Here is a 19,857-nt window from a genome sequence, read left to right as displayed (position 1 = left end):
ATTTAAGAGGTTATCACCGACTGTTTGCGCGCATTTTGCTGAAAAGTAAATTCACTGCTACATCAGTTAAGTAACAGGCTCGATATTAGTTTTTCCTATATAAGAGGAGATGATATAATGTAAGTACAAAATCTCTATCGATGGGGAGGCGAAGGTGATGAAAAGGCTCATTCCATTGCTTTTTCTGGTCTTACTCAGTGTAACTCTCTTAGCGGTTTCCACAGGTCAAGTCATGATGTCGAAGAACGGCATGGTTGCGGCAGCAAACCCATATGCTGCTGCAGCGGGGGCAGAGATTTTGGAAAAAGGTGGTAATGCAGTGGATGCTGCAGTGGCAGTAGCCTTTGCGTTAGGTGTTGTAGAACCGTATGCAAGTGGTCTTGGTGGAGAAGGTGTGATGATCATCCACATGGTTGATGGCAAGAGTGTAGCCATCGATTACAAATCTGCCGCTCCAATAGACCTTTCCAAGTATACAAAATCTCCGAGCAACTATAGTTCAGGACCACTTTCAGTGTGCGTTCCAGGAGTAGTTGATGGTTTGATTATGGCGTTGTCAGAGTGGGGAACGATGAGTCTCAAAGAGGTTATGGAACCGGCGATCAGGTTGGCAAGAGAAGGTTTCGTTCTCAACGAAACTTATGTTGGTGTTCTGTCCGACAATTATGAAAAACTTCTTAAAGACCCTGGTGAAGGTGCCAAGATCTATCTAAAAGATGACCTTTTGTATGAACCCGGCGATGTCTTCAAAAATCCCGTTTTAGCAGAGACACTTGAACTCATCGCTGAAAAAGGAAGAGATGCTTTCTATCGTGGAGAAATAGCCGACAAAATAGTTAAGTTCATGCAAGAAAACGGAGGCGCGATTACTAAAGAGGATCTCGAAAAATATCATGCTATCGTCAAAGATCCAGTCGTTGGGACATACAGAGGTTACAAAATAATCACCGCACCACAACCTGTTGGAGGTACTACTCTGGTGGAAATACTCAACATACTTGAAAGATTTAACATCTCTGATCTTTCGTGGGATGACCCACTCTATATTCATTTACTTTCGGAGGCTCTCTATCTTGCCACAATCGACATGAGAGTTTATTGTGGTGATGACCCTAACGTTCCTGTTGAAGCCCTGATCAGCAAGGAATATGCAAAGAGCAGATTCGAAATGATACCTCTTTCAAAGGCAATTGCGAGATCCAGTAATGCTGCTGAGCGTCAGAAACTGGCTGGAGATCCTTTCAAGTACCTCAATGGCAAGAGCTTTTTCGAAAAGATATTAGAAGACCTTGGAGAAAAAACAAAAGTCGAGAGTCCATCAACAACTCATGCCAGCGTAGTCGACAAATGGGGAAATGCCGTTGCTTTCACTCAGACACTCAGCTCTTTCTTTGGATCTGGCAATGTTGTTCCTGGGACAGGGATTATTCTGAACAACGAGATGGCGAACTTCTCGACCTCTGGTCCAAACGCACTTGCCCCGGGCAGAAGACCGCGCACAACAATAGCACCTACTGTTGTTTTGACACCGGATGATGATCTTTTAATGATTGTTGGCACTCCGGGAGCATCGAGAATTCTATCCACGTTGTCTCAATTGATAGTGAATGTGATTGATTTTGGATACTCAATCGATCAAGCGATGAAACTTCCGAAGTTCTGTTCCTATGATACTTACACAGATCTAAAGATCGAAGGCGGATTTCCTGAGGAAACGATTAAGATCCTTGAGAAATACTATGGGTATAAACTCGAGTTGTACCCTGAGCTGGATCTTTTCTTTGGAGGACCCAATTGCGTTTACAAACAAGAAGATGGCACTTACGTAGGCGTTGGATCATTCAGGAGACAGGGTGCAGCAGCGATACCAGAAAAGTGAGGCGATATCTGTGAGAAAGTATCTTTCAATGTTGGGTACTCTGTTTATTCTTTGTACAGTTTTTGCTCAACAGCTGGCCTTTCAACAACCTGTGCTCATAACCTCCGCAGGCCAGAGCGCAGGTGTTACGATGATGAAAGTTCTGGCAACGAGAGCCAAACTTCAGTTTACCCTTGATCCACTTGCCAGAGTGGATTTGTTAAGTGGAGGTTTTAAGTCAATCATAATAGTTGTCGGAGCGAGTTCAAAAGGGCTTGGAGCAGCCGGCATAGACATTCAGCAAGAAACTCAGAGAGTTACAGAGCTTCTGAACAAAGCCAAGGAAATGGGAATAAAGATCGTGGTTGCGCACATAGAGGGTCAATCAAGGCGTGGAAAGACGAGTGATCAGTTGAACGAATTGGTTGTACCGTTTGCTGATCTTGTGATCGTCACAAAAGCGGGGAATGAAGATAGTTTCTTCACAAACCTGTGTGAAAGCCAGCAGAAAAAACTGATCGTTGTTGACAGCACAAGTGCCGTTCAAAGTGTTCTGGAACAGTATTTTGAAGTTGGTGATCAATGATGTTCAGAAGAGTGCTGACCATAATTTTTGTAACAGTTGCCGCGGTGCTCTGCATCGCGGCTCCGCTTTTTCACGATGTACGACCCGGTTATGGTGTTACTCAGATAAAATGGTTGAGTGATTATCACCTACCTTTGAAAAACAGTTGGGGTGACACCAGAGTTTACGTGCTTGAGGGTGAAGAACCTGGAGCGAATGTGCTTTTGCTCTCTGGCACACATACGAACGAGATTGCTGGCATATTCACTTCGTTGATTTTCATTGAAAGAGTCACCGTGAAGAAGGGTAGGTTATTCGTTATTCCTTGGGCAAACAACAGTGCCGCTACTTGGGGAACTGTTTCTTATGATCAGCGCGAAGAAACTGTGATTCCTCCCAGTTATATAAATTTTGTGACATCAAGCGGTCCAAGGAGTGTCGTTGTTGGTTCAAGAAGGACGAACCCATACCATCAACCCTCTGATCCAGCAACTTACACACATCTTTCTGGTTTACAGTTTCCCGGATACGAGTCAAGAAATTTGGATAGAGTTCATCCTGGTAGAGCAGATGGAACTCTGACGGAACAGATAAGTTTCGCTTTATTCGAACTTGTGCGAAAAGAAAAGATAGATATGGTAGTTGATCTTCACGAAGCTGGGACCTCTTCAAGATTAGCAAATATGATTATATGCAACCCAAAAAACCTGGACATGGGAGCAATGGCAGTTCTAGATCTCGAATTTGAAGGTGTTTATATGAAACTCGAACAATCAAGCGAAGAGTTCAGAGGGTTAAGTCACAGAGAATTTGGGGATCACACGAATGCACTTGCTTTCTTGATAGAAACGCCAAATCCATCTCAAGACCAAGGTTCCAGGTCTGTTTACACTCTCGATCACGGTCAATTTCCTTTGTGGAAGAGGGTTTACACACATCTCAGAACATTTGTGAAATTGTGTGAATACTTGAACGACTTCATACATCGAAGTATCGTCTTTGAAGGGATTCCAGAACAAAAATCATTTGAGAGTGCCCAAAAGTTTTTCATGATCTACAACTGAATCTGAGGAGAGGGACTTAAAGTTGGAGATCGTCCTTTTTGTGATAATAGTAACTGGTTTCTTGATTTTGACATTCCTTAAGGTTCAACGAGGTGTTTCGTTTTTTATAATTTCAGCAACTGTTTTGTTCATAGTTGAAAGAAGATTTGATGCCTGCATCTTGATCGATGGTGCATTCGGATACTTTGATGCCGTGTTAACAGTACTATCAGCAATGATTTTCATTGTTGCGATAGAAAAATCTGGTTTGCTGAATCACCTTGCAAGTTTTTTGACGTGCAAATTCTCTTCAAAGCCAAGGCTTCTTCTGCTATTGTCTACACTCCTCGTTATGAGCGGTGGGATGATAACAGGTTCTTCATCAGCGTCTGTACTCACAACGGGTGCTGTAGCCTTTCCAGTTTTCAAAGCTATAGGTTTGGACAACAAGAAATCGGGAACGTTGATCGCGATATCGTCTGTGCTCGGTATGATAGCGCCACCTGTGAACATCCAAGCTATGGTGATCTGTGAAGGAGTAGACATGCCATATGTTGGTTTCACCTATCCACTGCTTTGGTTAACAGTTCCAATTGCACTCTTATCAGCTTTGGTGATCGCTGGCAAAGGGATTAAAAAACCAGGACTTGAGCAGAAGGCAGTATTCTCGATCGAAGATATTATTCTGTACATTCCTTTGCTGATCTTCGTTGTTCTCTCCATTCTTGATGGAATCGGGGTAATACAGTTGGGCTTGGTACTCATCTTCTTTTTGAGTGCGGTATCAGCTGTCTTTTGTAGTCGGAAGAGAATCAATTTTATTGAAATTTCGTTGAATGCCATGGAACAATCTTTACCGATCTTGTCGATACTCGTTGGTGTAGGCATGCTGATTCAAGTTATGACACTCAGCGGTGTTAGAGGATTTATAGTTGCAAAGATGCTCTTTTTCCCGTACAGCGTTTTATTCCTGACCGTTGGGATTGGTGTACCAGCCTTTGGTGCGATATCTTCTTACGGAGCTGCATCTGTCTTAGGGGTGCCGTTTCTTTTGGCATTTCGTGGAGGGAATGACGTGCTGATAGCATCTGCGATATCTCTCTTATCAGGACTTGGAGATATGTTACCTCCAACGGCATTGGCGAGTACTGTTAGCGCACAGGTTGTTGGTATAGATTCCTACTTTCAAATTTTCAAGAGGTCCATACCATTTCTCATAATCATTGGGGTTGTATCGGTTACTAATGTGATCTTTTCTGTAGAGTTCGCTAAACTTTTCAGCAATCCCTTGTGGTTTTTTGTAGTCATTGGTCTGATATTTGGTATTTGCACTGTTCTTGATTTGAAGATCGAGAAGAGGTGATGTATTGATCACTTACATCTATATAGCGATACTCGTCTATTTTTCTTACATCTTAATCAGTTTGGTTTTCAAGAAACCACACAGCTGGAATTGGCTAATGGCCGCTATGGTTCTTGCGCCGTGGATTTTGAGAATATTTCTGATAAAGTGAGATGAAGTTGAAATGAGGATCATGAAAGTGCTTCTTTTTTCTGCGATAACTGTATTCATGGTAGTTACTTCTCTTAAGCCCTTCAACTCTCAACGCAGGCTCGAAAGTATAAACCCCGGACCAGGGGTTACCCAGATCAAGAAGTTGAGCGATTACTTTTCAGAACTTCGTGGAACATTTGGTGATACCGAGGTTTATGTACTTGAAGGAAAACAACAAGGTGGTTGCGCTTTAATTGTTGGTGGGACTCATCCAAATGAACCGGCTGGTTACGCAACAGCTCGAATTATTGTAGAGAATTTTACTTTGACGAAGGGGAAACTCATTGTCATACCAAGGGCAAATACAAGTGCTTTTTCACACACACAGCCCTTAGAAGCTACTCCAAGAATGATTAGATTCCTCTGGAATGGCAGAGAAATGACGATTGGCATAGGTTCAAGGCTGACCAACCCAATTGATCAATGGCCAGATCCAAGGCTTTACAGAACAGTTACTGGACAGGCTCTCAGTGGGTCCGAACAACGTAATTTGAACAGAGCGTATCCAGGGAACCCCAGAGGAACACTGACAGAGAAAATTGCTTACGCCATCATGCAGGTCATAAGAACAGAGAACCCCGAACTATCGATTGATTTACATGAAGCAGCACCTGAATATACTACAGTAAACGCTATTGTTGCTCATGACAGAGCGATTGATATCGCAGTCGAGGCAGCTATGATGCTTGAACTTGAGGGAATTGACATAGGTGTAGAAAGATCTCCTAAGGAGTTTCGCGGTCTGTCGCACAGAGAGTGGGGAGACAATTCTGAGACACTCGCGTTTCTGCTGGAGGTTGCAAATCCATCGCAAGGAAGGCTCAGAGGAAGGACTGACGAAAGACTGGTTGTGACTGGTCTTGACAAATTCTACTTAAAAGCCGCGAAAGCTGGCAGGCTCAACGTTCCCTATGACGAAAATGGACTGCCTCTGAAACTTAGGGTGTGGAGACATTTGAAGACCATTCAGATGATAATCGATACCTTTAATGCGTATAATCCCGACGACTCAATACTGTTAACTGGTCTCGAGTGAATTCACTCTGCTGCTGCAAATCGTTTTGCAAGGCGTTTGCATCTTTCCTCTGAAGCTCTTGGCAAAGGTATGGGATCCCATGGCAGACCGTATTTTGTGGTTAGTTTTCTCATGTTCAGCAAACTCAAAACAGGTACCTTGTTCTGAGCCATCAAACCCATCATCGATTCAGGATCTAAGATCTCTACGTTTTTTATTAAACCGGTTTGCATAGCTGCATCGGTGGACCTACCTATGTTGATCAGACTGCCTCCGATGTTCACAAAGGCAGCAATTCGTTTGTCACAGTTACTCAGATAACTCTGATAAAAGTTTTCGAGATCATCTTGGAATGTCACTCCTTCGTACAGTACGAACCCATACTCTTTGGCTCTGTGTCTCAGTTCGTTTCGAATATCTTCAGGGAAATCAGCTGCTTTGTTGTCTGAACCTCCATAAGAAAATAAAAGTGGTTTTTCGAACCCGGTCTCTGTCAGCCATTTGAAGAGGTCGAGAACGGTAAAGTCAATCTGATTCGCACCCCACTGCGATGCTCCTATTGAGCAGATTACCAAAGGTTTTGCTCCTATTGCCTTGCAAGCACTCATGGTGGCTACTATTAAACCAGGAAAGGAACCTGATGCACCGATTGCTACACAGTCTTCTCTTTTCACACCAATTCGAATCAGCAAATGACAAATTAGAGCTGCCATATCGGGATTTGTTGTGCTCCTCTTAGATTCGAGATCACCGGCTGTCGTTGTTAGCTCTGTGAGTTCATCACCTATCAAGCCTGTTGTGTTGGGGTCAAAACTGGGGTTAATTCTGTTCGATCTTTTTTGACTTATCACATTTATGCTTCTTTCCATAGTCAACGAAGCTTCGTAAAGTTGGTCTGTGTAAGGATATAACCCATGCGGCATGAACAACCAAAATGTGTAGGCAATCACAGAAACGATGAACCACACGATCGCTCTTTTCATAGTATCAAGACAGCCACCAATCTTATGGTCAAAGACACAGCAATCATGGAGATCAATGTGATCAAAATACCCTGACGCTCCATGGTATTTGCAAGGAGTCCTGGTACAATCCAACCGACAGTCTGCACTTCAATTGGTTGGAAATCTACTGAGAGGCTGAACTTTCTGAAGAGTGATGTGAAGACGACGGATAGAATTAACATCACTATGAAGCGCCTTCTTGAGTACAAAAAGAAGTATCTGCGTAGTATCTTGTAGACGAGGAGACAAGCTAATGAGAGCAGTACTGTACACAGGATTCTAAGAGGTTGATCCACATAGAATGAAAGCCAGACTGGTACGACTATACCGCCCGGGTAAAAACCAGTAAACTCAACAAAAAAAGCCGAGATTAGGATACCTATGGTTGCAGTTTCAAGCATCTTTCATTCTCCTGCAGTTGATCGATCAACCTCAGTCCTACACCTGCAATATTACCAAATCCGAAGACCACTGTTTGTGGTTCCAATCTTTCAATTTCATCCAATATGTCTTCCGCCCTGATTGGTACGCATCTTGAATCCTTAGCTCTTCTCACAAATAAGGCGTTGTCTGGTCCTGTCACATAAAGCTTCTCAAAAGGGAACCATATCTTGATTTGTTTTAGCCACTGAAGTGTTCTGTCAACTCTATCAGCCCTCAGATTCAAAATTCCTATGAACCTCCCACTTGACAACCCATTCCGCGCTAAGAATCCCCTTGCCATTTCAAAGACTCTAATCGTAGAATCTGGATCGTTTGCTGCAAAACCATTTACGAAGACCACATCGTTTTCGAGTTTCCAACACCTGAGCGCTCCTATATCACCCGACGCTTTCTCCAAGATGTCTTTTGTTATTTCCTTCAGTCCCAAGAACTCACCAACTGCCCGCGCCAAAGCCAAATTCTCATCGAACTCTATGTAATCGACAGGTTTGGGAGCATCATTTCGCGTTTCTACCTCGATCACTTTACATTTCTTCTTAAGTGTCTCTACTGATAGATCATCGAGGTTTCCCTTTAGGGTTATAACCGTTGATTTTGGATTGCACACCGAAATGATGTTTTTCTTGACTTGATCGATTGTACTTCCAAGTTCTTGCACATGATCTACAGAAAGGCGGGTTATTACTATGATGTGTGGTTTCAGAATATTTTGAATCTCACAGCGAAGGATCTCGGGACTTACACTCATTGTTTCACAGACAAGACCATCAACACCTTCTCTTTTAGCAGTTTTTAACAACACTCTGACCTGCTCTGTGACTGAGGGTTTTCCTCTTCTCTCGATGCTCTTTTCTTCACCGTTAGGGTATATGAGAACGGCTCTTGAACCGGTCACTTTGCCCAAAACCTTCATCCCGTTTTGCTTCAAAACAAAGGTTATGAGGCGCGTAACGCTCGATTTACCGCGCACACCCGTCACAGCTATTCTCAGTTTTATACGACTTCTCATAAAATGCGCGTACATTGCTTCAAATGTTAGAAAGCTTATGAAGATCACAAAACAAGTCAAAGTTACTAACACAATTGATCCCCTCAGAGTTCAGATCTGTTTTCACACATCCACCAATGCACCCAAAAACTGGCTTTTGTACAGCTGCGCGTAGAAGCCATTTTTGTCGAGTAATTCTTTGTGCTTGCCCTTTTCTATTATCTTGCCTTCGTTCATCACCAATATTAAGTCGGCATTTCTGATCGTCGACAGTCTATGAGCAATGATGAAGCTTGTTCTGTCTTTCATGAGTTCATCCATAGCCTTTTGAATGTAGATCTCTGTGAGTGTGTCGACGTTGCTTGTGGCTTCATCGAGTATCAAGATATCTGGGTTGGCTAAGAATGCCCTTGCGATTGTTATGAGCTGTTTCTCACCGTAAGATATATTTGTTGCCTCTTCATTTATGACTGTTTCATATCCATCTGGCAGAGCCATGATGAAGTGATGGGCTTGTGCCATCTTTGAGGCGTGCACGATCTCTTCAAAGGTAGCATTTTCTTTGCCGTATGCGATGTTTTCTTTAATCGTGCCGTTGAACAACCAAGTATCTTGTAGAACCATACCAAAACATCTTCTGAGGTTGTTCTTTTGAATATCTCTTATGTCAATACCATCGAGCTTAATGCTGCCTTTCTGTATTTCGTAAAATCTCATCAACAGATTCACCAGTGTAGTTTTACCTGCGCCGGTTGGTCCAACTATAGCTATTCTTTGTCCACTCTTCACTTCGATATTTAGATCTTCTATCAAAGGCTTTTCTGGAAGATAACTGAAATAGACCTTCTCAAAGTTGATATTACCTTTCACCTTTTCCACCTTGATGGCATCTTTCTTCTCTGGTTCTTCTTCTGGTTCATCGAGTATCTCAAAGATTCTCTCTGCTGCGGCGACAGTTGATTGTATCAAATTGGCTATGTTGGATATCTGAACGATTGGCTGTGTGAACTGCTGAGAGTACTGTATGAAAGCTTGGACATCTCCTATTGTTATAGCTCTCTTGGTGACGAGAATTCCACCTACTACAGAGACGATCACATACCCAAGGTTACCTATGAATCTCATCAATGGCATGATCATACCAGAAAGGAACTGTGCTTTGTGGCTCGCATCGTACAGCTGGTTGTTTATCTTTTCAAATTTCTCGATAGACTCTTTTTCTTTCTGGAAGGCTTTGACAATAACGTGACCTGCATAGACTTCTTCGGTGTGACCACTCAGTTCCCCCAGGTACTTTTGCTGTCTTGCAAAATATCTCTGAGAGTATTTTGCAATCAAAACAGTGGCTGCGATACTCAAAGGTAAGGTTAGAACCGTTACACCTGTCAAAAGAGGACTTATTGTGAGCATCATGATGGTGACACCAACTATTGAAATGATTCCTGAAACAAATTGGACCAAACTTTGTTGGAGTGTATTGCTTATTAGGTCGACGTCGTTTATCACGCGGCTGAGGATCTCTCCGTGCGTTTTTGAATCGTAAAATCTCAAAGGCAACCTCGCCAGCTTTTCAGACACGTCCTTTCTCATCTTCATCACGATCTTCTGCGAGACACCGGCCATGATGTACTGCTGGATGTAGTTTAACAGAGCACTCACAATGTACAGAATGCTGACTTGGACCAAAATCTTCGCAACGTAAGAGAAATTGATTCCCGCGTTTGGTAGATGAAAGAGCTTTGCCATTATTCCACGAAAGATCTCTGTCGTTGCTCTACCAAGGATCTTTGGAGCAAAGATCGTCAAAATCGTTGCAGTCACAGTGATGGCAAGCACGATGATGATGGCGATGAGATACGGTCTTAGATATGTCACAAGTCTTTTGAGAGTACCTTTAAAGTCTTTAGCCTTTTCTGCTGGTCTTGTGAGCGGTGGTCCTCCAGGAACAGGTCCTCTGTCTGGCATAGGTCTGAACTGTGGTGTCTGTCTTTTTTCATCTGCCATTGAGCTCACCTCCGACTGCTTCTTCCTCTGAAATCTGCGATAAAACTATTTCTCGGTAAACTTCATTTTTTTCCATGAGTTCTCTGTGTGTTCCAACGCCCTGTACCTTGCCGTCTTTCAAGACGATAATTTGGTCTGCATGCATGATCGTCGCAACTCTTTGTGCAACGATGATCACCGTTGAGTCTTTTGTTTCCTTGAGAAGTCTTGTCCTCACACGAGCGTCTGTCCTAAAATCAAGGGCAGAGAAGGTGTCATCGAACAGGTATATTCTCGGCTTACCAACAATCGCGCGAGCAATGGAGATTCTTTGCTTTTGTCCACCCGAGAGATTGGTTCCGCCCTGTGCAACAGCTGTATTCAAGCCGTTTGGCATCCTTTGGGCAAATTCATTAACTTGGGCTATCTCAGCCGCATTGTATATGTCTTCATTTGTCAGTTCATTTCTCCCAAATCTAATGTTGTCTGCTATCGTTCCAGAGAAGATTATTGCCTTCTGTGGTGCGTAACCTATCATGCTTCTGAGTTTTTCAAGATCGATCTGTCTCACATCTACACCGTCTATCTTCACACTGCCATCTGTGACGTCGTAAAACCTCATTATCAAATTCAAGATTGTCGTCTTTCCAGAGCCAGTGCTCCCGATGATGGCTGTTACTTTCCCAGGTTCTGCCCTGAAGCTGATGTTCTCCAAGGCGGCTTCCTTTGCTCCAGGGTAGTGAAAAGTTACGTTCTCAAATTCTATGAGCCCTTCTTCAGCCGGGACAAATGGAGTTTCTGGCTGGCGGATCTTTGGCTGAGTTTTCAAAACTTCGATAACTCTCTGTGCAGAAACAGAAGCTCGCGGCAGGAAGACGAAGATCATAGAGATCATCACAAAGGAAAATAGAATCTGCATCACGTACTGCATTACTGCCATCATAGAGCCAACTTGCAACTTTCCAAGATCTATCTGCTTAGCCCCAAGCCATATCAGTGCGATAACTGTGAAGTTCATCACGATCATCATGATCGGAAAGATTATTGCACCTATTCTGTTCACCCTCAGAGCAGTTTGAGTGAGATCGGCGTTTGCCTGTTCAAATCTTTCTTTTTCTTGATCTTCCTTGTTAAATGCTCTTATGACTCTTATTCCCGTGACTCTTTCTCTCAAGACAAGATTCAACCTATCTATCTTTTTCTGCATGCTTTTGAAAAGCGGCATAGTCTTGCTGAAGATGAAGTACATCGCGACCAGTGCAATGGGTACAGTTACTAACAAAATCATTGTGAGTTTTGCATCCTTTGACAGAGCCATGATTATACTGCCAACAGCAACGATTGGCGCTCTTATGACCATTCTTTGTATCATGACCAGTGCTTGTTGTATCTGGGTTATGTCGTTCGTAGTTCTTGTGATCAAAGAAGCCGTACTGAATTTGTCTATTTCTTCAAGTGAAAAACTTTCTATCTTCTTGAATAAGTCGTTTCTCAAATCTCTACCGGCAGCCATCGCAGATCTTGCAGAGGTGTAACTCATCAAGATAATTGCCAAGACCTCTATGGCAGATACGAGTAACATCTTTCCGCCAATCTGCCAGATGTAGTCCACATTGCCCTTTGTTATACCTTTGTCAACGATCTGAGACATCAGATCTGGTAGATACAAAGTCACATAAGAATCAACTATCACGAGTGCTACAGTTATGACTACCAACCAAGCGTAGGGTTTGAGATACTTGAAGATCTTATTCATGACACCACCCCTTCGTATGGCTCTTGAGGTTATCGATCACACGATCTAACAAGTTCTTGAGCTGTTCTTTTTCACTTTCCGACAGCCCATCTGTCGCAATCTGCTCAACACGATTGGTTTCCCTTTTGAGAATCTCACACACATCTTTGCCTTTTTCACTCAGGTAAACACGCTGCAAGCGCTTGTCGCTTTCGTCTTGCCTTCTTGTTATTAAACCTGCCTTCTCCATTCTTCTGAGCATTATTGCGACGGTTGCTGGTCTGATGTTCAGTTTAGTTGCGATTTCTTTCTGATTGATACCTTCATGTCTTCCAACGAGCATGAGCATCGGCGGTTGACCAGGATGAATCTCTCTGTGCTCAAGTTCCTCCTGTAAGATTCGAAAATGAAGTCTTTGAATGATAAAAAACCTCTTGAAAAGGAGATCTTCATTCATTTGAAACCCCCTGTTCTTTTACGTCTAACTGTTAGATGTCTATATAATATCACCCGTTCGTTAGTCACACGATGTTCTTATCCAAAACGAAACAATTGCGGTTGTATAATGAAACACAGGTGATGAGATTGATAGAATTCTTAGGTAAAACGATTGAGTGCAGTTGTGGTAAGACTCACAGAGTGCCAGAAATTGAGATAGTGTGTGCTCAAGGTCTTTCAGAAAGACTTGCAGAATTTTTTCAAAATGCACTTTTTGTTGTCGATCAGAACACTGTTTCTATCCCCAAGATACCTTCCCAGAAAACTGTGGTGGCTCAAGGCTCTCAGAGGGTTCTGGCAACTATGGAGAATGTGAAGATGCTCTTGGATTTGTTGGCAGATAAAGAGTACAAAGAATTGGTGTCGGTTGGTTCTGGTAGTCTGACAGATATCGTGAGGTACTGCTCGGTGCTTTCAGCGAAGGACTTCTCTTGTTTTCCAACAGCACCATCGGTTGATGCCTACAGTTCTTCTGTGGCTCCATTAATCGTTGACGGTGTTAAGAAAACTTTGCCGGCAAAGGTGCCCAGAAAGATTTTGATAGATCCTGATGTCATTGTGAACTGTCCAATCGATCTTCTGAGGGCGGGGATCGGAGATATATCGTCAAAGGTTACAGCAAGACTCGATTGGGTTCTGGCAAACTACCTAACGGGTGAGCAGATCTGTGATTTCGTCTGGGATGATCTTAAAGACTCTCTGAAGAAGGTTCTCACAAGCACAAAACAGATCCTTCACAGAGACAGATCGAGTGTCCTTGAACTGATGAGAGCTCAGTTGATCTCTGGACTGAACATAACGATAATTGGAAACTCAAGACCGGCTTCGGGTGCTGAACATCTAATCTCGCATGTTCTTGAAATGTACCAAGAGATCAGAGGAGAGATTCCACTGTTTCATGGCTTGCAGGTTGCTGTAGGAACTTATGTCTCTCTGAAGGCATACGATGCGCTCTTCGAAGATATTCACTTTGCGAAAGGTTCACCGTCACCGCAAGAAAGAAGAAAGATCTTAGTTGATTTTTTCAACGAACAGATAGCAGATGAATTTGAATCTGTGTATCTGAGCAAGAAAAAAGCTGCAAATATCGATCTGGGAAGGATCAAAGATCTCTTGAAAGATCTCTATCTGAGTTACCGCTATTCACTTGAAGCTTCGTTGTTGAGTATGGGTGTCAAAGAACTTCTATCGAAGTACGACAGAAAATTTCTAAAAGAAGTGATATTCATTTCTAACACGATCAGAGATCGATACACTATACTCGATTTGTACGATCAACTACAGGTACTGGACGATTTCTGTGAATGGTTTTTAGATCAGCTGTAAGATCACAAGCCAGACGGTGGCGGAGGTGAGATGATGAATGAATTGAGAATAGGACTTGCACAGATCAACACCATCGTTGGTGACATCGAAGGAAATGCAAGAAAGATCATTGAAAAGATCGAGATGGCAAAGAAGATGGATGTTGATGTCATTGCCTTTCCAGAGCTTGCACTGACTGGTTATCCACCCGAAGACTTGGTCTTTAAGCCCCATTTTGTTGACAAAAACAAACAGATGGTGCATCAGGTTGCAAAGTATGTGCCAGAATCGCTGGTTGCGGTGGTTGGCTTCGTGGATGAAGAAGGTGATACATACAACGCAGCAGCTGTGTTGCACGATGGAAAGATTTGTGCAGTCTATCACAAGAATTATCTGCCGAACTACGGAGTCTTTGATGAATTTCGATATTTTCAGCAAGGTGATAAGGCACTGGTAATTCTTTTGAACGATATTCGCCTTGGCATAACGATCTGTGAAGACATTTGGTATCCCGGCGGACCGGCTCGATTAGAGACTTTGGCAGGAGATGCACAGGTCTTGATAAATATATCTTCCTCGCCGTATCACTCTGGGAAACTCGCTTGGAGAGAGAGAATGCTCTCTGTGCGTGCAAATGACAATTTGGCAGTCGTTGCATACGTGAATCTCGTTGGAGGTCAAGATGAGCTGGTCTTCGATGGTGCGAGTTTGATTCTAAACGAACAAGGTGAGGTCATCGCCAGAGCAAAACAGTTCGAAGAAGATTTCTTAGTTGCAGATCTCGATTTGGGAAATGTGGAGAGATCTAGACTAAGAGATCCTCGACGAAGGCGTGATAAGCTGGCAATCGATCGAGAGGTTCTTGAAAAAGTGCAGATTGTGAAGATACCTTTTGTAAAGAAAGAATCAAAACCTGCACTTGAACAGCGTACAGAAAAACACTTAGACTCTGCAGCCGAGGTTTACCATGCTCTGGTCTTGGGCACGCGTGATTATGTGAGGAAAAACAAAATGACCGACGCGGTCATAGGCCTCAGTGGCGGTATGGACAGTTCACTTGTCTGTTGCATAGCAGTGGACGCACTCGGTCCAGAGCACGTAACAGGTGTTTTGATGCCAGGTCCCTATTCCACAGATCACAGCATCGAAGATGCGAAGATATTGGCTGAGAATCTGAAAATCAAATATCTGATCATACCTATAAACGATCTCTTCCAAAGCTTTTTGAACTCTCTAAAGCCTGTCTTCAAAGATCTTCCTTTCGATGTGACCGAAGAAAATCTGCAGGCACGCATTCGCGGGATGGTCTTGATGTCGCTCTCGAACAAGTTTGGCTGGCTCGTACTGACAACAGGAAACAAGAGTGAAAGCAGTACAGGCTACTGTACACTTTATGGTGATACAGCTGGTGGATTCGCAGTTATAAAGGACGTTTACAAGACGCTTGTCTACGATCTGGCAGAGTATGTGAACAAAAAAGCGAAAAGGGAGATCATACCACGCAGAGTCTTCACCAAAGCTCCGAGCGCCGAACTCAGACCAAACCAAACCGACCAAGACAAACTTCCACCGTACGAATTGCTCGACGTCATACTGAAAGCTTATGTAGAAGAAGACAGAAGTGTCGCAGAGATCATCTCTATGGGCTATGATGAATCAGCAGTTCGCAAGGTTGCCTGGATGGTTGCCAGCAGCGAGTACAAGCGTCGTCAAATGGCGCCAGGTCCCAAGATAACCCATCGAGCCTTTGGTAAAGACAGAAGACTTCCAATAACCAACTATTTCAAAGAATGGGAAACGAAAGAGTGAAAATGGGCGACGAGAGTCGCCCATTTTTCAAGCAGTTTTGGAGGTGAAATTGAAGTTCCTAACTCTCATGAAAGGAGCCACTGCGGGGAAATACTCGCCGCTGGTTGATTCGACTTCCTTGGAGATCGCTTCGATGTTCTGCGTGAATTCAAAGAACTTCACGTTGAATCTCATGTTCTTAAGTGCCCTTGTAAGCTGACCTTTTTCGATCAAAAATGTGCCGTCTCTGGTCATTCCAGTGAACATCGCTTCATATGGATCGACGACGTTCATGTAATGAAATCTGTTGACGTAAATGCCACGATCTACTTCGGAGATGATCTTTTCAATCGGTGTATCTCCACCTTCTATGACAAGGTTTGCAGGTATCGCAAAATCGAGATCTTCGAGTGAGAAAGTATGACCTGTGGCTTTTTTGTCGAATCTGAGTGCTGCACCATGTGAGTATAGAATGTTCTTGAAGACGCCGTTTTCTATCAACGGAGTTTTCTCTCTCTTCTTACCACACATATCGTAGACGAGTGGCACTTGCAAGACATTGGTTGGATCGTCATGAACATTCAGATTTGTTGGACCTATCTTTTGCCCGAGAAATCTCACCGATGGACTCATCTTCAGTTCGTGCATGTAACCATTCGTGCAGACATATGAGAAATAGAAAAACAGGTCGCTGACGGCTTCGGGACCAAGTACTACGGTGTATGAACCTGGATCAACTTCCACTTGGTTGCTCGACTTTCTTGCGAATTCGATCGCTCTTTGTATCTTTTTGTCAACATCGAGATCTTTATATCCTCTTGCCGTTGAAGAAACATACCCACTGCCAGAGTTACTAAGAGCGACAAAGTTGAAACTTGCACTCGAATAAGCCTGATAGACAAACATTCCATTCGAAGAGATGACGGCATTTTCGGCTATGTTATCGCTCACGTAACCAAAGGCTTGAACTTCTTCACCCGCTGCCTTCACGATCTTATCAAAAACCTGTGCTCTGTCTTCAGCCTTGGCGTTTTTCACAGAATCGCAGATATTCTCAACTGGATAGCCGATCGAGACATCTGGAAGTTTGAATTGGTAATCCAGAGGCGTTGAGTTCTCCAACATTTGTTCGAGCTTTTTTCTCGTTTCCTTCAACCCATTGATTGACAGATCATTACTCGTGGCGACAGCCACTTTGTTGTCCTTCGTTGCTAAAACACTTATAACACTCTTTTTCTCAAAGACATTTTGATGGATCTCGTTGTTGGCAAATCTTGTTAGTGCGCTTTCTGTGTTTGAGACAACGCTCAGAAATTTCAAACCAACGAAGTGTTCGTTCATCAATCTGAATAGGTTTCTGTAGAAGTTTTCAGTCTTCACCTCTTAACACCTACCTTTACCCCTCTGAATCTTGCCGGTGATGTACCATGTCCTACGTACATGACTTGCATCGGTTGTCCTTTGCCACAGTTTGGTACGCCCCACACATGCCAGAGTTCTTGATTGGCAACACCGTCACATTTGTCCCAGAATTTGGGAGTTATATCGAAGTACACAGGATTTTTGAAGATCTTTCCAGTCAGCTTGCCACCTTTGATTTCATAAGCGATCTCTGTGGCAAACTGAAAGTTCAGTCTCAGATCGTCTATAGACCAACTCTTGTTTGTGTCCAGCAGAAAACCATATTCTATGCCAGATATCAGTTCGTCCAGTGTGTACTTACCCGGCAGGAGATTTATGTTTGTCATCCTTATGATTGGAAGATGTGACCAGCTGTCAGCTCGTGCGGCACCGTTTGATCTCAAGCCGAGTTCCGCAGCTGTCTGTCTGTTCATCAAATACCCCACAAAAAGACCATCTTTGACGATGTACGAACGCTGTGCTTCTACCCCTTCATCATCATAGCCAAAACTACCCAAGCCACCGGGAATTGTCGCATCTGCTGTGATCGTCACATGTTCACTGCCATATTTGAGGTTGTTCAGTTTGTCCAAGGTCAGAAAGCTTCCCCCGGCAAAACTGAGCTCTGAGCCCATCACTCTATCGAGTTCTATAGGGTGTCCGCAAGACTCGTGCACTTGTAAGGCAAGCTGATTGCCACTTATGATGATATCGTACTCTCCTGGCTCAATCTCCGAGGCTTTGACAAGCTCAGTGACTTCTTTTGCTATCTTTGGTGCATGTTCGATTAACTTCATCTCCTCGATGAACTCCCAACCTCTTGTTGAATGATCTCCTCCAAAACTTGCTGGGTAAGATCTGGTTTGAAAGCCTCCTTCTGAAACTGCTTGTGCGGTTATCCCGGCGCCGGAGATTATTATCTGCTGTTCGATCTCAGAGCCTTCAGTGCTCAAAAAGACCTTGTTGATCTTTCTGAAGAGCATAGAACCTGTCGAGCGTACGACGCCTTCAACTTCCTTTGCTTTCAAAGTTGCATTTTTCAAGATCTCGATCTTTTCGCTCTCTGAAATCTCGAATGGATCTTTCTGGTAAGGAGATTTGAAACTATCTCTGTGTGCTGGTTCTTGAGCGAGCTTGACGCCCTTTTTTGCGCGCTTGTTGGATGACTGAGCGATTTCAAGCGCACGATCTGCAATCTTTTCCAATGTTGATTCACCGCGCTCATCGGTTGCTGCGAAACCCCAACCGTTTTCAAACAAGACTTTCACACCCGTTCCACAGTTGAAACCGTTAGTCAGTGTTTTAAGAATGCCGTTTTCAACAAAAATCTCTTGTTGAAGGTGTTCTTCATACCTTATGTCTGCGTACCTTACCCCCTTTGAATTCAGATAATGGAGAATCTTCTGTAATTTCTCTTGCACGATTTAACCTCCTTTCGAGAAATCAGAAAGCAGGGAATCAATCCCTGCTTTCGTCACCTGTTTCGATTATATCGTTTATTGCCCTTTCGATGTTCTCTGTGCTGACTTTTTGACCAGACTGTAATATCATCAGAGCGGCTTTAATTACTAAGATGCGTGGGTAACGCTTGAGCAGCTTTTTGACCGGGTCGAGTTTCACGATGTCGACTTCCAAGGTAATCACCATCCCCAAAGCCCTTGACAGTCTCAAGGGCTGGATGTATAATGTTTTCTGGTTGCGGGCTCGTAGCTCAACTGGTAGAGCGCCCGGCTCATAACCGGGCGGTCGGTGGTTCGAGTCCACCCGAGCCCACCAGAACTTCTCCTTATATTTTAACATTAACTGTGAAATCTGTAAAGTTCGCAGATATTAACCTTTCTTAAGACCCATGCATTCTCGCTTTTTTGACTCTTTACCTATCTTACGAACAGAACTGGCATCCAGGACTTTTGAATTCTAATGTCTTTTTAATAAGTTGGCAGATATAATTGGTTATCCATTCAAAGGAGGGATAGGCATGCTTAAGGTGATCTTCTGCGTAGTAATGGTTTTGTTGAGTACTTTGGTTTTGGCACAACTGGGACAGGTAACACCCCATATTCCGTTTACGCCATTGCTGTCAACTGCAATGAGTCAAGCCGATATCATTGGAGCTTATGGTTCAGTTTGGAAGATCTACTGGGATGGCTGGGAAGGAGAACTCGTTTTGGAGCTCAAAGGAAATGGCTACATCAAGACTTCTGACGGGAAAAAATACAGCTTAACTTACGTGATCTTGCGCAATCCACAAGACTCAGTTCTCGGAATGACAGGACCAGGTTACACGGGAAAGAACAGCAACCTTGGACATCGAATAGTCTTTTTAGTTGATTTTGCAAACACGCCCAGCAATACTCAGGATGATCAAAGATTTGATGGCTATATCTTCACTCAGACTATCAAAAATCCGCAAAAAAGAGCTATGGCTGGCATAACTTGGTGGGATGGAATACCATTTGGGTTCTACGCAATCTATATCTACGGTATACCTGGCTGAAGATCAATGTGGTCAAAACAAGGTGGGCTAAGCCCACCTTGTTTGTTTTTCCATGGCTGTAAGCAACTTGGTACAGTGTTGGAACAATCTCCTGAAGTGCAGATGAAACGGCAATTTTCAGAGCATGGCTCGACGAATTTCCCTTCAGCTGGCAGTTCTTGACAAGAATTAGGCGAAG

Annotated in this window: 18 protein-coding genes and 1 tRNA gene; 10 read left to right on the top strand and 9 right to left on the bottom strand. The window is 43.5% G+C overall.

The window, feature by feature from the left end:
• The first annotated feature begins 157 nt into the window (after positions 1-157).
• Genes ggt through ACSFC1_RS09050 form a run of 6 tightly spaced genes read left to right on the top strand, consistent with a single transcriptional unit; the run spans position 158 to position 6,057 of the window.
• A complete protein-coding gene (ggt, locus tag ACSFC1_RS09075) occupies positions 158-1,879 on the top strand; it encodes a gamma-glutamyltransferase (RefSeq protein ID WP_435565782.1) in 1,722 nt (573 codons plus the stop codon).
• A gap of 10 nt (positions 1,880-1,889) precedes the next feature.
• Positions 1,890-2,444 (top strand): DUF6305 family protein, encoded by a 555-nt coding sequence (locus ACSFC1_RS09070; protein ID WP_435565781.1) that lies wholly within the window; start codon positions 1,890-1,892, stop codon positions 2,442-2,444.
• Positions 2,444-3,487 carry a hypothetical protein gene (locus ACSFC1_RS09065; RefSeq protein ID WP_435565780.1) on the top strand — a complete coding sequence of 348 codons (1,044 nt, stop codon included), beginning with the start codon at positions 2,444-2,446 and terminating at the stop codon, positions 3,485-3,487. Before ACSFC1_RS09070 ends, ACSFC1_RS09065 begins: the two co-directional genes overlap by 1 nt.
• Positions 3,488-3,509: 22 nt before the next feature.
• Positions 3,510-4,829 (top strand): TRAP transporter large permease subunit, encoded by a 1,320-nt coding sequence (locus ACSFC1_RS09060; protein WP_435565779.1) that lies wholly within the window; start codon positions 3,510-3,512, stop codon positions 4,827-4,829.
• Positions 4,830-4,833: 4 nt separating this feature from the next.
• Complete coding sequence (locus ACSFC1_RS09055) at positions 4,834-4,980, top strand: hypothetical protein (protein WP_435565778.1); 147 nt, start codon at positions 4,834-4,836, stop codon at positions 4,978-4,980.
• A gap of 21 nt (positions 4,981-5,001) precedes the next feature.
• On the top strand, positions 5,002-6,057 hold the full coding sequence (locus tag ACSFC1_RS09050; protein WP_435565777.1) for a succinylglutamate desuccinylase/aspartoacylase family protein: 1,056 nt from the start codon (positions 5,002-5,004) through the stop codon (positions 6,055-6,057).
• Between the two features lie 2 nt (positions 6,058-6,059).
• On the opposite strand, the gene pgsW is transcribed toward ACSFC1_RS09050, so the two are convergent.
• From pgsW to ACSFC1_RS09020, 6 genes are read right to left on the bottom strand one after another with little or no spacing between them, the layout of a single operon-like run.
• Entirely contained in the window at positions 6,060-7,019 is a 960-nt protein-coding gene (gene pgsW, locus ACSFC1_RS09045; protein ID WP_435565776.1) for a poly-gamma-glutamate system protein, read from the bottom strand.
• A complete protein-coding gene (gene pgsC / locus ACSFC1_RS09040) occupies positions 7,016-7,441 on the bottom strand; it encodes a poly-gamma-glutamate biosynthesis protein PgsC (protein ID WP_435565775.1) in 426 nt (141 codons plus the stop codon). The genes pgsW and pgsC overlap by 4 nt, the downstream gene beginning before the upstream one ends.
• Positions 7,420-8,565 (bottom strand): poly-gamma-glutamate synthase PgsB, encoded by a 1,146-nt coding sequence (gene pgsB, locus ACSFC1_RS09035; RefSeq protein WP_435565774.1) that lies wholly within the window; start codon positions 8,563-8,565, stop codon positions 7,420-7,422. Before pgsB ends, pgsC begins: the two co-directional genes overlap by 22 nt.
• Positions 8,566-8,595: 30 nt before the next feature.
• The gene (locus ACSFC1_RS09030) at positions 8,596-10,476 is read right to left on the bottom strand and encodes an ABC transporter ATP-binding protein (protein WP_435565773.1); all 1,881 of its coding nucleotides are present in this window, start codon (positions 10,474-10,476) and stop codon (positions 8,596-8,598) included.
• A complete protein-coding gene (locus tag ACSFC1_RS09025) occupies positions 10,466-12,211 on the bottom strand; it encodes an ABC transporter ATP-binding protein (RefSeq protein WP_435565772.1) in 1,746 nt (581 codons plus the stop codon). Before ACSFC1_RS09025 ends, ACSFC1_RS09030 begins: the two co-directional genes overlap by 11 nt.
• Positions 12,204-12,647 carry a MarR family winged helix-turn-helix transcriptional regulator gene (locus ACSFC1_RS09020; protein WP_435565771.1) on the bottom strand — a complete coding sequence of 148 codons (444 nt, stop codon included), beginning with the start codon at positions 12,645-12,647 and terminating at the stop codon, positions 12,204-12,206. The genes ACSFC1_RS09025 and ACSFC1_RS09020 overlap by 8 nt, the downstream gene beginning before the upstream one ends.
• 122 nt (positions 12,648-12,769) lie before the next feature.
• Between ACSFC1_RS09020 and ACSFC1_RS09015 the strand changes: the two genes are divergently transcribed.
• Positions 12,770-14,014 carry an iron-containing alcohol dehydrogenase gene (locus tag ACSFC1_RS09015; protein WP_435565770.1) on the top strand — a complete coding sequence of 415 codons (1,245 nt, stop codon included), beginning with the start codon at positions 12,770-12,772 and terminating at the stop codon, positions 14,012-14,014.
• A gap of 33 nt (positions 14,015-14,047) precedes the next feature.
• Entirely contained in the window at positions 14,048-15,802 is a 1,755-nt protein-coding gene (locus ACSFC1_RS09010) for an NAD+ synthase (RefSeq protein ID WP_435565769.1), read from the top strand.
• Between the two features lie 27 nt (positions 15,803-15,829).
• Here the strand turns inward: ACSFC1_RS09010 and ACSFC1_RS09005 are convergent, their stop codons facing one another.
• The 3 genes from ACSFC1_RS09005 to ACSFC1_RS08995 are packed head-to-tail and all read right to left on the bottom strand — an operon-like array spanning position 15,830 to position 18,817.
• Positions 15,830-17,161 carry a TldD/PmbA family protein gene (locus ACSFC1_RS09005; RefSeq protein WP_435565768.1) on the bottom strand — a complete coding sequence of 444 codons (1,332 nt, stop codon included), beginning with the start codon at positions 17,159-17,161 and terminating at the stop codon, positions 15,830-15,832.
• Complete coding sequence (locus tag ACSFC1_RS09000; RefSeq protein ID WP_435565767.1) at positions 17,158-18,603, bottom strand: TldD/PmbA family protein; 1,446 nt, start codon at positions 18,601-18,603, stop codon at positions 17,158-17,160. The genes ACSFC1_RS09005 and ACSFC1_RS09000 overlap by 4 nt, the downstream gene beginning before the upstream one ends.
• Before the next feature lie 37 nt (positions 18,604-18,640).
• The gene (locus ACSFC1_RS08995) at positions 18,641-18,817 is read right to left on the bottom strand and encodes a hypothetical protein (protein WP_435565766.1); all 177 of its coding nucleotides are present in this window, start codon (positions 18,815-18,817) and stop codon (positions 18,641-18,643) included.
• 65 nt (positions 18,818-18,882) lie between these two features.
• Between ACSFC1_RS08995 and ACSFC1_RS08990 the strand changes: the two genes are divergently transcribed.
• A tRNA-Met gene (locus ACSFC1_RS08990) sits at positions 18,883-18,958 on the top strand.
• A gap of 202 nt (positions 18,959-19,160) precedes the next feature.
• A complete protein-coding gene (locus tag ACSFC1_RS08985) occupies positions 19,161-19,679 on the top strand; it encodes a hypothetical protein (RefSeq protein WP_435565765.1) in 519 nt (172 codons plus the stop codon).
• Positions 19,680-19,857 lie beyond the last annotated feature (178 nt).

The organism is Pseudothermotoga sp. U03pept (assembly GCF_051235805.1).
In the GTDB taxonomy this organism is placed as follows: Bacteria; Thermotogota; Thermotogae; order Thermotogales; family DSM-5069; genus Pseudothermotoga_B.
The sequence above is the reverse complement of the archived record's forward strand: the minus strand, read 5'-3'. Positions and strand labels throughout refer to the sequence as shown.